At 72.1% G+C, this 13,384-nt stretch carries 8 protein-coding genes and 2 pseudogenes; 8 read left to right on the top strand and 2 right to left on the bottom strand.

Going from position 1 to position 13,384, the window contains the following annotated elements; genetic code table 11:
* Positions 1-65 precede the first annotated feature (65 nt).
* A pseudogene (locus tag KHA85_RS00930) lies at positions 66-722 on the bottom strand (acetyl-CoA C-acyltransferase); the annotation flags it as partial.
* A 5-nt stretch (positions 723-727) separates the two neighbouring features.
* Here KHA85_RS00930 and KHA85_RS00925 point away from each other — a divergent pair.
* The 3 genes from KHA85_RS00925 to KHA85_RS00915 all read left to right on the top strand — a co-directional run bounded on the left by KHA85_RS00925 (position 728) and on the right by KHA85_RS00915 (position 2,686).
* Positions 728-901, top strand: a complete 174-nt coding sequence (locus KHA85_RS00925; protein ID WP_259827681.1) for a CoA-transferase — start codon at positions 728-730, stop codon at positions 899-901.
* Positions 898-1,527: a 3-oxoacid CoA-transferase subunit B gene (locus KHA85_RS00920; RefSeq protein WP_213184473.1), complete on the top strand. Its 630-nt coding sequence runs from the start codon at positions 898-900 to the stop codon at positions 1,525-1,527. Before KHA85_RS00925 ends, KHA85_RS00920 begins: the two co-directional genes overlap by 4 nt.
* Before the next feature lie 166 nt (positions 1,528-1,693).
* Positions 1,694-2,686 (top strand): malate dehydrogenase, encoded by a 993-nt coding sequence (locus tag KHA85_RS00915; protein WP_213184472.1) that lies wholly within the window; start codon positions 1,694-1,696, stop codon positions 2,684-2,686.
* Between the two features lie 42 nt (positions 2,687-2,728).
* Here the strand turns inward: KHA85_RS00915 and KHA85_RS00910 are convergent.
* Positions 2,729-3,962: pseudogene (locus tag KHA85_RS00910) on the bottom strand (acetamidase/formamidase family protein).
* A gap of 121 nt (positions 3,963-4,083) precedes the next feature.
* Here KHA85_RS00910 and KHA85_RS00905 point away from each other — a divergent pair.
* The 5 genes from KHA85_RS00905 (at position 4,084) to KHA85_RS00885 (ending at position 13,251) form a co-directional block, all read left to right on the top strand.
* Positions 4,084-6,795: a valine--tRNA ligase gene (locus tag KHA85_RS00905; protein WP_213184471.1), complete on the top strand. Its 2,712-nt coding sequence runs from the start codon at positions 4,084-4,086 to the stop codon at positions 6,793-6,795.
* Positions 6,792-8,390: a bifunctional tetrahydrofolate synthase/dihydrofolate synthase gene (gene folC, locus KHA85_RS00900; RefSeq protein ID WP_007628952.1), complete on the top strand. Its 1,599-nt coding sequence runs from the start codon at positions 6,792-6,794 to the stop codon at positions 8,388-8,390. Before KHA85_RS00905 ends, folC begins: the two co-directional genes overlap by 4 nt.
* Entirely contained in the window at positions 8,387-8,800 is a 414-nt protein-coding gene (locus KHA85_RS00895; protein ID WP_213184470.1) for a DUF4233 domain-containing protein, read from the top strand. The genes folC and KHA85_RS00895 overlap by 4 nt, the downstream gene beginning before the upstream one ends.
* Before the next feature lie 50 nt (positions 8,801-8,850).
* Positions 8,851-9,261, top strand: a complete 411-nt coding sequence (ndk, locus tag KHA85_RS00890; protein WP_007628950.1) for a nucleoside-diphosphate kinase — start codon at positions 8,851-8,853, stop codon at positions 9,259-9,261.
* Positions 9,262-9,591: 330 nt separating this feature from the next.
* Positions 9,592-13,251 carry an Rne/Rng family ribonuclease gene (locus tag KHA85_RS00885; protein WP_213184469.1) on the top strand — a complete coding sequence of 1,220 codons (3,660 nt, stop codon included), beginning with the start codon at positions 9,592-9,594 and terminating at the stop codon, positions 13,249-13,251.
* Positions 13,252-13,384 lie beyond the last annotated feature (133 nt).

Below are 13,384 nucleotides of genomic sequence, written 5' to 3'. Positions count from 1 at the left end.
ATGCCCGGGCGCGGCCTTCCCGGGGGGCTGCGCGCGGGTGGGCGGTTGCGGTCGCGGCGTCGGCGTCAGACCCGCTCGAACACGGCGGCGAGGCCCTGGCCACCGCCGATGCACATGGTCTCCAAGCCCCACTGCGCGTCCCGGCGGACCATTTCGCGGGAGAGGGTCGCGAGCATCCGGGCACCGGTCGCGCCGACGGGGTGGCCGAGAGAGATGCCGGAACCGTGCGGGTTGAGGTGCTCGGAGGCCGGATCGATGTCCCACTCACGCATGACGGCCAGAGCCTGGGCGGCGAACGCCTCGTTGAGTTCGATGACGTCCATGTCGGCCAGCGTGAGTCCCAACCGGTCGAGTGCTTTGGCGGTCGCGGGGACCGGACCGATGCCCATGGTCTCCGGGGCGACGCCCGCGACGGCCCAGGAGGCCAGACGCACGATCGGGGTCAGGCCGAGAGTTGCCGCCCTGTCGGCGGTGGTCACCACGCACATCGCGGCGCCGTCGTTCTGACCGGAGGCGTTGCCGGCGGTGACTGTGGCTTCGGAGTCCGCACGTCCCATGATCGGGCGCAGTTCAGCAAGCGCCTCCACGCTGGAGTCCGCACGCGGGTGTTCGTCGGTGTCCACGACCAGGTCGTCGCCCTTGCGCTGCGGGACGGTGACCGGGACGATCTCCTCGCCGAATGCGCCGGACCGCTGTGCGGCGACCGCCCGTTGGTGTGACTGGGGCCGTGGCCGGCCGGGTCACGATCGTCCAGGCCGAGGAGGTCGTCCGCGAGGGTGAGATCGACCCCGCCGACGTCCACCTGCCCGGCATCTACGTCCAGCGCATCGTCGAGGTCGGACGCCAGGAGACCGGCGTGGAGATCGAGAAGCTCAGCAGCAACGGGGAGGATCAGTCATGAGCTGGACCCATGAGCAGATGGCCGCCCGGATCGCCGCGGACTTCACCGACGGCCAGTACGTCAACCTCGGCATAGGGATGCCGACGCTGATCCCCGACCACCTCCCCGAGGGAGTGCGTGTCACACTCCACTCGGAGAACGGGATCCTGGGCGTTGGCCCCTATCCGACCCGGGAACAGCTGGACCCCGAGATGATCAACGCCGGCAAGGAGACGATCACCGCCGCACCCGGCGCGGCGTTCTTCGGCTCCTCGGACTCGTTCGCCATGATCCGGGGCGGCCACGTCGACGTGGCGGTGCTGGGCGCGATGCAGGTCTCGCAGCACGGCGACCTGAGCAACTGGATGATCCAGGGCGCGATGGTCAAGGGCATGGGCGGTGCGATGGACCTCGTCCACGGTGCCGGCCGTGTGATCGTGATGATGGACCACGTCACTCGCAAGGGCGGTCTCAAGCTCATGGAGGAGAACACCCTCCCGTACACCGGAAAGGCCTGCGTCCAGCGGGTCGTGACCGATCTGTGCGTCCTCGACATCACCGAGGAGGGCTTCCGCCTGGTCGAGCTGGCGCCCGACGTGACGATCGACGAGGTCCGTCAGAAGACGGCTGCGCCGGTCCACGCCTGATCAGCGCCGCCCGCCGGGCGTCGCCGCCCGCCGGGCATCGCAGCCCGCGGGGCTTGCAGCCCGCAGTGCAGCGCGCACACGGCTGACGAGCGGGCACGCGGTACGGGGTCGGATTCTCACTACTGTGGGGACCGACCCCGTCGTCGTTCCCGGGAGGCCCTCGGATATGAGCACCAACACACCGGTCACCGTCACCGTCACCGGTGCGGCCGGCAAGATCGCCTACTCGCTGCTGTTCCGGCTCGCGTCCGGCCTGGTCTTCGGGCCGGGCACCCCGGTCCGACTACGGCTCCTCGACATCCCGTCGGCCGTGGTCGCCGCCGAGGGCGTGGCGATGGAGATCGAGGACTGCGCGCTGCCCCTGGTCGACTCGATCGAGATCACCGACGACGTGACGACGGCGTTCGACGGTGCGAACGCGGCGTTCCTCGTGGGTGCCCGACCGCGCGGGAAGGGCATGGAGCGGGCGGATCTCCTCACCGCGAACGGGGCGATCTTCCGCGAGCAGGGGCGGGCGATCAACGACCACGCCGCCGACGACATCCGCGTCGTCGTCGTGGGCAACCCCGCCAACACGAACGCGTACATCGCCCACCGTCACGCGCCCGACGTCCCGGCCGGACGCTTCACCGCGCTCATGCGACTCGACCACAATCGCGCGCTCAGCCAGCTGGCCACGCGGCTGGGGGCCCGGGTGTCCGAGCTCGACGGGGTGGTGGTCTGGGGCAATCACTCCGCGACCCAGTTCCCCGACGTCACCTATCTGACGCGCGGAGGTGAGCCGGTCACCGCCGGACTCGATCCCGAGTGGCTGGCCGACACCTTCATCCCGCGCGTCGCCGGCCGCGGCGCCGAGATCATCGCCGTGCGGGGATCGTCGTCGGCCGCCTCCGCGGCCGGTGCGGCGGTCGACCAGATGCGGGACTGGGTGTGTGGCACGTCCGGCGAGAGCTGGACCACCGTCGCTCTGCCATCGGCCGGCGAGTACGGCACGGTCCCCGGCGTGGTGACGGGGTTGCCGTGTCGCAGCCGGGGCGGTGAGTGGGAGGTCGTCGAGGGCCTGGAGATCGGCGAGTTCCAGCGGGCCCGCATCGACGCCTCGGTCGCGGAACTGGTCTCCGAGCGGGACGCCGTACGCGCGCTCGGTCTGGCGGACTGACCCCGGACTCCTCCGCCGATCCTCGGCGTCTACGCGGACGCGTCAGGCGAAGCCCTCCTTGTAGATCTGGCCGTGGACGCCGACGGTGCGGTCCACCACCTGCGACACGGTGAAGTCCGCCGCCGCGGACAGGTAGGCGTACGCGGTGGCGCGGTCCATGCCCCGGTCGTCGACGAGGAAGTCCAGGGCGTTGACGACCGCCCGCCGCATCGCCACGTTCAGATCGCCGCTCTGCCCACCGACCGAACCGTCGGGATCCGACAAACCGATGGGGATCCACGAGTCCGCTGTCTCGCCGAACGGGTACGAGAACGCGACGGATGGGGCGTCGCCGTCGCCCGGGCGGCACACCGTCAGCCGGAACGTGCCGCGGAGCGACCCCTCCATCGCGGTGAGCGCGGCCTCGCCGTCGCCCATCGCCATGTGCGGGTCGCCGACGTAGAACAGCGCTCCCTCGGCGAACACCGGCAGGTATAGGGTGGAGCCCGCGCCCAGCAGGCGGATGTCGATGTTGCCGCCGCCGAGCGTCGGCGGGATGGAGTTCGCACTCGCCGCGGTGAGGTCGTCGTCCCGGGAGAACGCGACGCCCATCATCCCCATGAACGGACGCAGCGGGAAGCTCGCCCGCCGGTCGCCGAACGGCAGGACGCCCCGGCCGTTCTCGATGGCGACGAACGTCGAGACGTTCCCGTAGTGCATCGGGTCCCCGGTCGCCCGCCCGTCCGTGGCGGCCGGTGGCATCACCTCGGCGAGCCCGATGCCCGCCGGAGCGGACCCGTCCGGTGTGATGCCCAGCGCACCCTTCCCGTGCCTGCTCGAGACCACGCCGTACGGCACCCGCGGGACCACCTCCAGCGTGTCGATCCGCAGGACGTCGCCGGGCCTGGCGCCCTCGACGAAGACGGGCCCGGTCACCACGTGCGGCCCGTCCCGGTCGAAGTCGCGGGGGGTCCGCGAGTACCCGGAGGCGATGGCCACCGCGTCGTCGAGGATCGCACGCCGGTCGACGCCCTCGCGGCCGAAGTAGGTGACCGGGTCGCGGCCCTGGTCCTCGAGGATCCCCTCGTGCGAGACGGTGTCGATGGTGACGGTCTGCCCGGATCGCACCCGCAGTACCGCAGAGCTGTGGACGTTCGGCACGCAGCCCCACAGGACCTCGGCCGGATCTGCCCGCGGCCCCGGCGGCGGCGCTCACGGCGAAGGCTGCCCGCAGGAACCCGCGCCTCCCCAGTCCGTGTTCGAGCGTCTCCGCGGCGCGATGTCCGGTGTGCTCCATGGCGGGCTCCTCCTGCAGATGATGTTCTCCGACGGCGACCGGCAGAAAGCTACGTGTCCTGTTTGTCGAACCGGTTTCACCGTGTTTCGGGCGAGTTCCGCCGACGGCCTAAGATGGCCGGGTGACCACTCCAGCCGCTTCCCCTCCGAACGCCGACCGCGCGGACGCCCTGCCCGCCTCCTGGAACCCAGGTGAGGTGGAGGCCGAGCTGTATCAGCGCTGGGTGGACGCCGGCTACTTCGAGGCGGACGCGTCCAGCGGTAAGCCCGCGTATTCGGTGGTCCTGCCCCCGCCCAACGTCACCGGCAGTCTGCACATGGGACACGCGCTCGACCACACCCTCATGGATGTGCTCACGCGGCGCAGGCGCATGCAGGGGTACGAGGTGCTGTGGCTGCCCGGGATGGATCACGCCGGCATCGCGACGCAGACCCTAGTGGACCGCAAGCTCCGCGACGAGGGGATCGACCGTCACGAGATCGGTCGTGAGGCCTTCATCGAGAAGGTCTGGGAGTGGAAGCGTGAGTCCGGCGGCACGATCGGCGAGCAGATGCGTCGCCTCGGCGACGGCGTGGACTGGTCGCGCGAGCGGTTCACCCTCGACGACGGCCTGTCCCGCGCCGTCCAGACGATCTTCAAGGAACTCTACGACCAGGGGCTGATCTACCGCGCGGAGCGACTGGTCAACTGGTCGCCCACGCTGCAGACCGCGATCTCCGACATCGAGGTCAAGTACTCCGACGTCGAGGGCGAGCTGGTCAGCTTCCGCTACGGCTCGATGGACGACTCCGAGCCGCACCTGGTCGTGGCCACGACCCGTCTCGAGACCATGCTCGGCGACACCGCGATCGCCGTCCACCCGGACGACGAGCGCTATGCGCATCTGGTGGGCACCGAGATCCCGCATCCGTTCCGCGACGGCTGGACGATGCGTGTGGTCGCCGACGACTACGTGGACCCCGAGTTCGGGACGGGCGCCGTCAAGGTCACGCCGGCACACGACCCCAACGACTTCGCCATCGGCCAGCGTCACGGGCTCGAGATGCCCACGATCATGGACGCCACCGGCCACATCACGGGCACCGGCACCCGCTACGACGGCATGGACCGTTTCGAGGCACGTGCGGCGGTCCGCGAGGACCTGGCGGCGCAGGGGCGGATCGTCAAGGAGGTCCGGCCCTACCTGCACTCGGTCGGTCACTCGGAGCGGTCCGGGGAGCCGATCGAGCCGCGCCTGTCGCTGCAGTGGTGGGTCCGGGTCGAGGAACTGGCGAAGATGGCCGGCGACGCGGTCCGCGACGGCGACACGGTGATCCACCCGACGAGCCAGGAACCGCGGTGGTTCGACTGGGTCGACGACATGCACGACTGGTGCATCTCGCGCCAGCTGTGGTGGGGCCACCGGATCCCGATCTGGTACGGGCCCGACGGCGAGGTGGTGTGCGTGGGCCCCGACGAGGAGCCGCCCGCCGGGTACACGCAGGAGGCCGACGTCCTCGACACGTGGTTCTCCTCCGCGCTGTGGCCGTTCTCCACGATGGGCTGGCCCGAGCGCACCGCCGACCTCGAACGCTTCTACCCGACGTCGGTGCTGGTCACCGGCTACGACATCCTGTTCTTCTGGGTGGCGCGGATGATGATGTTCGGCACGTTCGTGGGCCGCCGGCTCGGCGGCGACAAGGCCGCGCCCGGCACGGTCCCGTTCACCGACGTGTTCCTCCACGGGCTGGTCCGTGACGAGCACGGTCAGAAGATGTCCAAGTCCAAGGGCAACGGTATCGACCCGTTGGACTGGGTCGACCGTTTCGGCGCGGACGCACTGCGGTTCACGCTGGCGCGAGGCGCGCACCCCGGCGGCGACCTGTCCGTCGGCGACGACTCCGCGCAGGCCTCGCGCAACTTCGCCACCAAACTCTTCAACGCCACCCGCTTCGCGCTCATGAACGGCGCGAAGGTCGGTCCGGTGCCCGACGCCGCGGATCTCACCGACGCCGACCGGTGGATCCTGCACCGTCTGGGGCAGGTGCGGGAGACCGTCGACGAGGCGTTGGAGCGCTACGAGTTCTCCAAGGCGTGCGAGGCCCTCTACCACTTCGCGTGGGACGAGGTCTGCGACTGGTATCTCGAGCTCGCGAAGGTCCAGTTCGGGAACGACGACGAGTCCCGCGCCTCCGAGCGGGCCGAGCGGACGAGGCTCGTGCTGGGCCACGTCCTGGACGTACTGCTGCGGATGCTGCACCCGGTGATCCCGTTCGTCACCGAGACCCTCTGGACCGCCCTCACCGGCGGTGAATCGCTCGTGATCGCGCCGTGGCCGACCGACGTGGTCCCGGCCGACGACGCCTCGGACGCGGTGCGACGGGTGGGCGACGCCCAGACGCTGGTCACGGAGATCCGCCGGTTCCGCTCGGACCAGGGCCTCAAGCCCGGTCAGCGCGTGCCGGCGCGTATCGGTGGCGTGGACGGCGCCGACCTGCCGGCCGACCTGCTCGACCAGGTGGCCTCGCTCGCCCGACTCACGCCGGCCGCCGACGACTTCACCGCCACGGCGTCGCTCGAGGTCCGGCTCGGCCTGTCGACGGTGGACGTCGAGATCGACACGTCGGGGACGATCGACCTCGCCGCCGAGCGGCGTCGCCTGGAGAAGGATCTCGCGGCGGCCCACAAGGAGCTCGAGACCACCGGCGCCAAGCTCGGTAACGAGGCGTTCCTGGGTAAGGCGCCCGATCACGTCGTCGACAAGATCCGGGCCAGGCGTGACCTGGCGGAGGCCGAGGTCGCCCGGATCACCGCCCGGCTCGAGACGATGCCGGCGGGGAGTGGCTCCGCGTGAGTGACCGCAAGTGGCTCCCGCCCCACGATCCGGAGGAGGGATGGGACACCCCGACCGAGGAGGACGTCGCCGAGATGCTCGGCGAGGACGGGCTCGTGTCGGGCGTACCACTGGGCGGACCCATCCCGGGGGACGAGGAGAGCGACGGTGACGACCACCTGCCGCCGCGCCCGATTCCCGAGGTGGGCAGTCCCGAGTGGCAGGCCGACACCGCCGAGCTCGCGGCGGTCGAGGAGGAACTGGCCACCCGCTGGCCCGAGTCCCGCCTCGAGCCGAGCCTGGACCGGATCGCCGAGCTGACCTCGATCCTCGGCGACCCACAGCACGCCTACCCCGTGGTGCACGTCGCCGGGACGAACGGCAAGACGTCGGTCACCCGGATGATCGACGCGCTGCTCCGGGCGCTCCACCAGCGCACCGGGCGCAACTCCAGCCCGCACCTGCAGAGCGTCACCGAGCGCATCGCGATGGACGGCGAGCCGATCACGGCGCGGACCTTCGTCGACACCTACCGCGAGCTGCAGCCCTACCTCGACCTGGTCGACCAGCGGTCCGAGGAGGCGGGGGGCCCGCGGATGAGCTACTTCGAGGTGCTCACAGCAATGGCGTTCGCCGCGTTCGCCGACGCACCCGTCGACGTCGCGGTGATCGAGACGGGGATGGGCGGGACCTGGGACGCCACCAACGTCGTGCGACCGGCCGTCTCCGTCATCACCCCCGTGGGCCTCGACCACACCGAGTACCTCGGAGAGGACCTCGCGACGATCGCGGGGGAGAAGGCCGGGATCATCCAGCCGGGCCCCTCCGACGACCTGCTGCCGCGGGACCCGGTCGCCGTGATCGGCCGGCAGGAACCCGAGGCCATGGAGGTGCTGATCCGCCGCGCGGTCGAGGTCGGCGCGGTCGTCGCGCGCCTCGGTTCCGAGTTCGATGTCGTGGAGCGGCGTCTCGCCGTGGGCGGACAGCAGCTCACCCTGCGCGGGCTCGGCGGCGAGTACCCCGAGGTGTTCCTGCCCCTGTTCGGCGAGCACCAGGCCGAGAACGCGGCGACCGCCCTGGCCGCGGTCGAGGCGTTCTTCGGAGCCGGGCCCGACAGGGCGCTGGATCCGGAACTCGTCCGCGCCGGCTTCGCCGCGGTCGACAACCCGGGCCGTCTCGAACGGCTCAGTTCCAGCCCCACCGTCCTGGTGGACGCGGCCCACAACGGCCACGGGGGTCGCGCGCTCGCCGAGGCCGTCACCTCGGAGTTCGACTTCAAGCGGCTGGTCGCCGTGGTCGCCATGCTCGACGGCAAGGACGCCGACGCCTTCCTCGCGGCGCTGGAGCCCGTGGTCGAGGAGGTCGTCGTCACCCGCTCGGCGTCACCGCGCGCGATGGAACTCGACGAGTTGGCCCGGATCGCGGAGGAGCGGTTCACCGCGCAGCGCGTCCACGTGGTGGACACTCTGCCCGACGCGGTCAGCGCCGCCCTGGATCTCGTGGGCGTCCCGGACCCCACCGCGGACGACGACGTCTCCGGAGTCGGCGTCCTCGTCACCGGCTCCGTGGTGACCGCCGGTGCCGCCCGCAGTCTGTTCGGAAAGGACGCACAGTGACCGACCCGACCCCCGGACCCCGGGGCACCGCACACGAGCCGTCGGTGGACCCGTGGAAGGGCCTGCGGGGCATCATGGCGGGGACCCTGGTGCTCGAGGCGATCGTCATCGGCCTGGTGCTCACGGTGATCGCGCGGCTCGACGACGGCGCGCACTTCCAACCGTGGAAGGTGTGGTTCGTCAGTCTGCTGGCGATCGCGATGCTCGTGGCCAGCGGATTCCAGCGCAAACCCTGGGCGATCCCGATGAACCTGACCCTCGCGGCCCTGGCCGTGGCGGGCTGGGCCGTGCACTGGTCGATGGGCGTCTCCGGCCTGTTGTTCGCGACCGTGTGGGCGTACATCCTGTTCCTGCGCCGCGACCTCGCGGGACGGATGGCCGGGGGATACCTGCCCAGTCAGCACGACTGAGCGGCCCCGCCGGGCGACCCGCCCGCGTATGTGCTTGTAGCATTGCCGCCGTGACCGAGAGAACCTTCTTCCTCATCAAGCCCGACGGAGTCGAGCGCGGCCTGACCGGCACCATCCTGTCCCGTATCGAGGCCAAGGGGCTCAGGATCGTCGCCATGGACATGCGGCGGGTGCCGCAGGAGACCGCGGCCGAGCACTACGCGGAGCACGCCGAGCGTCCGTTCTACGGCGACCTGCTCGAGTTCATCACCTCCGGTCCCGTTGTCGCCGGCGTCCTCGAGGGGCCCCGCGCGATCGCCGCGTGGCGGCAGCTCGCGGGTGGCACCGATCCCGTCGAGAAGGCCGCCCCGGGCTCCATCCGCGGCGACTTCGGCCTCGAGACCCAGCTGAACCTCGTCCACGGTTCGGACTCCGAGGAGTCGGCGGCGCGCGAGATCGCGCTCTGGTTCCCCGGTCTGTAGCTCCCGCCACCCCTGCAGCGACGACGCTGCCCACGCGCCCGTCGGCCCCCGGCCCGACGGGCGCGTCGCCATTTCCTGGTGCCCGGACGGCGACGTTCCGGCGCCCGGTGTGGGAGAATGGTCGGAGCCCATCCTGGCGAGTGGACCACCAGTCCGCCCCGGAACGGGCGCCCGCCACCCGCGGCCCGGTTCGTCCCGGTACCGCGGACCACAAGACGTTGCCCCGCCACGGCGGGGCCGAGACCAGAAGACGCCCGACCCCGTGCGGCGGCGTGGGTCACCGGTTTCCCGGTGACGTGATCGCGCCCGGAGTCCGGCCGGAGGAGACACGTGTCGGATCCGAACCTGACCATCGACGACCTCGCCGCGCTGCCCGAGAGGATGCGCGCGCACGCCGCGGCCAAGGCCGTGGGTATGACCAGCAAGGAGTTCCTGGCCGCCATGGCCGGGATCGGGGTGGAGATCAAGAGCGCCCAGTCCGGCGTGACCCGCGACGTGCTGCTGACGTGGTTCAACAGCCGTTCCGACGCGCCGGCCGGCGCCGCCGCGGCCGACCGGGTGGCCCCCGCCACCGAGCAGCCCGCCGACACGGCAGAGGCCATTGCGCCGGAGGCTCCGTCCGCAGAGACGCCCGCGAAGAAGGCGCCGGCCCGCAAGACCGCCGCGAAGAAGGCCTCGGCGACGAAGGCCTCGGCGAAGAAGTCCCCGGCGCGCAAGACCACCGCCGAGAAGACCGCCGAGAAGGCCACCGCGGCGGAGAAGAGCGCCGCGAGGACCGCTGACGACACCGTCCCGGCCGAGGACACCCGCTCGGATGCCGCCCGCACCGGGGGTGGGAAGGCCGACGCGAGGAACCGGCCGCCGCTGCCGGAGATCGCGATCGTCACCGGCGAGGTCGGCGCCGCCGAGCCCGGGAACCGTCGCCGTCGCTCCACCGCGACCCCCTCGTTCTCCCCCCTGTTCCTCTCTCCCGAGGACACCGCCGCGGCCACCGAGAGGTCCGACTCGGCAGCGCAGTCGGACTCCACGGCGCCGACCGACTCGGCCACGCGGTCCGACCCCGCTGCCCAGCCCGCTTCCACCGAACAGTCCGACTCCGGTGAGGGCGGAACCCGTCGTCGTCGGCGTGGCCGTCGGGGCCGCGGCCGCGGGCGCGGTGAGGGCGGCGACGAGCAGAACGGCCAGGACACCACCTCCGGTCCGGACGCGGGTGCCGCCGGATCCGACGACGCGACCGGTGACGACGCCAACGACGCCGACGACCGCACCGCCGCCGCCACGGCGTCCTCCGGAGACGCCGACGGCGCAGACGCGTCCGACGACGCCGCGACGGCCGCCCGCGGGACCGGCCGCGACCGCTCCGACGACGCCGCGGACCGGACGGCCGACGACGCCGACGGGCAGGACGAGTCCGGAGACGACGACGCGGACGAGTCCGACGACTCCTCGGGCGCCCCGTCGGGCTCGAGGAGGCGTCGCCGTCGTCGTCGTCGTGGTGGGGGTTCCGGCGCCGACGACGCCCAGACCTCCAGCGACGACCCGCCCCACACCGAGGTTCACGAGCGCGACCCACGCCGCCGCACCGGGCGCGCGGGACAGGGCTCCAGCACGTCCTCCGACGAGGTCCAGGGCATCACCGGCTCGACCCGACTCGAGGCCAAGCGCCAGCGTCGACGCGACGGCCGTGAGGCCGGCCGTCGCCGCCAGCCGATCCTGTCCGAGGCCGAGTTCCTCGCCCGCCGCGAGGCCGTGGACCGCGTCATGGTGGTACGCGAGAAGCAGCGCACCGACGGCAAGGGCCTCATGACCCAGGTCGGCGTCCTCGAGGACAAGGTGCTCGTCGAGCACTTCGTCACCACCGAGTCCGCCCGCTCGATGGTCGGCAACGTCTACCTCGGCCGCGTGCAGAACGTCCTGCCCAGCATGGAGGCGGCGTTCGTCGACATCGGACGCGGCCGCAACGGCGTGCTCTACGCCGGCGAGGTCAACTGGGAGGCCGCCGGACTCGGCGGAAAGGCCCGGCGCATCGAGCAGGCGCTCAAGTCCGGCGACATGGTGTTGGTCCAGGTCACCAAGGACCCCGTCGGTCAGAAGGGCGCCCGCCTGTCGACCCAGATCTCGCTGGCCGGCCGGTTCCTCGTCTACGTCCCCGACGGCAACTCCACCGGCATCTCCCGCAAGCTTCCCGACACCGAGCGGCGCCGCCTGAAGGGGATCCTCAAGGAGGTCGTGCCCGAGGGCTCCGGCGTCATCATCCGCACCGCCGCCGAGGGCGTCAGCGCCGAGGAGATCGGTCGCGACGTCGAGCGGCTCGCCGCGCAGTGGACCGAGATCTCCGAGGCGGCCGCCAAGCGCACCGAGTCCGGCTCCGGCACGCCCGTCGCGCTGTACGAGGAGCCCGATCTGCTGGTCAAGGTCGTCCGCGACCTGTTCAACGAGGACTTCTCCAAGCTCGTCATCCAGGGCGAGACGTCCTGGAACACGGTGCACGGCTACGTCTCGCGCGTGGCGCCGGAGATGGTCGACCGGCTCGAACGCCACGACAACCCTGACGTGGACGTGTTCGCGACCCACCGGGTCGACGAGCAGCTGGCCAAGGCGCTCGACCGCAAGGTGTGGCTGCCCTCCGGTGGCTCCCTGGTGATCGACCGCACCGAGGCCATGACCGTCATCGACGTCAACACCGGCAAGTACACCGGCTCCGGCGGCAACCTCGAGGAGACCGTCACCAAGAACAACCTCGAGGCCGCCGAGGAGATCGTGCGCCAGCTGCGTCTGCGGGACGTGGGCGGCATGGTGATCATCGACTTCATCGACATGGTCCTCGAGGCGAATCGCGACCTCGTGCTGCGCCGCCTCACCGAGGCCCTCGGCCGCGACCGCACCCGCCACCAGGTCTCCGAGGTCACCTCACTCGGCCTGGTCCAGCTCACCCGGAAGAAGCTGGGCACCGGTCTGGTCGAGGCGTTCTCCACGCCGTGTGAGCACTGCCAGGGCCGCGGGCTGATCGTCCACGCCGACCCCCTCCACACCGAGTCGCACAACGCCGACGAGCCGGGCGCCAAGCGCGGCCGTCGTCGTGGCGGCAACGGCAAGGGCAACGGCGAGTCCGACAGCGCCTCGCCCAAGCAGGCACCGCGCAAGGACGGCCCCGCGCCGGCCGCGCACCCGGCCGCGCTGGCGATCGCCCGGCAGAACGCCGAGGCCGGCGCCGGCGGGACCGATTCGGCGGATCAGAAGACCGTCGAAGCAGCCGAGGCCGCCGCGCCCGCCGTGGTGACCGCCCCGCCGGCCGAGGCCGGTACTGACAAGGCCGGTACTGACGAGGCCGATGCCCCGGCGGCGACGTCGGCGGCAGAGGCCGCGGCCCCGTCGGCGGCGGACACGGCAACGGCGTCGGAGGCGACCCCTTCTGCCGACGAGAGCGAGACCGCTCCCGCGGCGGCCCCGGAGGCGGGTGAGGCGGACTCCGCCGACGCCGCCGGCGTCACCCGGCCCGCGCGTCGGCGACGCGCGTCGCGACGGCCGGCGAGCAACGCCCCCGCCCCGGAGACCGCGGCCGCGGACTCCGCCGCGGCCGAGGTCGTGGAGACCCCGCAGGCCGAGTCCGCGACGGTCGCCGAGGCCGACGCGGTCGTGGACGAGGTCGAGTCCGCGACGTCGGGGGGCGGGTCCGGCGTCACGACCGCGGGCGCCGCGTCCGCCGACGCCGCGTCCACCAGCACCACGACGGGCCGGCGGCCCCGTCGCCGGTCGACCCGTCGCGCGGCGGGTGCCGCCACGGCGGACTCCGCGGCGACCGCGAGCGCGGGCGGTGCCGCCACGGCCGCCACGGCGAGCTCCGCGGCTCCGGCGGCATCGGTCGAACCCCCGGCCGGGGTCGAGGCCGCGCCGCTCGCGCAGACGCCGACCGCCGTGGTCGCCGAGCCGCGCAGGCGCCCCGCGAGGCGACGCGCGACCCGGTCGACGACGGCTCCCACGGGCGACTGAGAGACCGGGCCGCGTGTCCGGCGGCACGGTCGGTTTGACCTGCTGCGCCGCCGGACCGTAACCTTGACAGGTCGCTCGTCGCGGCGCTATGTCGCCGCGCGAGGAGTCGCGGGCCCGGTCCACACGGACCGGC

The sequence above is a fragment of the Dietzia massiliensis genome (assembly GCF_018390595.1).
GTDB lineage: Bacteria > Actinomycetota > Actinomycetes > Mycobacteriales > Mycobacteriaceae > Dietzia > Dietzia massiliensis.
Note: the sequence above shows the minus strand (reverse complement) of the source record. Positions and strands in the feature narration are given on the sequence as shown.

Coding starts and splice junctions, on each gene's coding strand:
- KHA85_RS00920 (WP_213184473.1), top strand. CDS start 898: ATGAGCTGGACCCATGAGCAGATGGCCGCCCGGATCGCCGCGGACTTC.
- KHA85_RS00915 (WP_213184472.1), top strand. CDS start 1,694: ATGAGCACCAACACACCGGTCACCGTCACCGTCACCGGTGCGGCCGGC.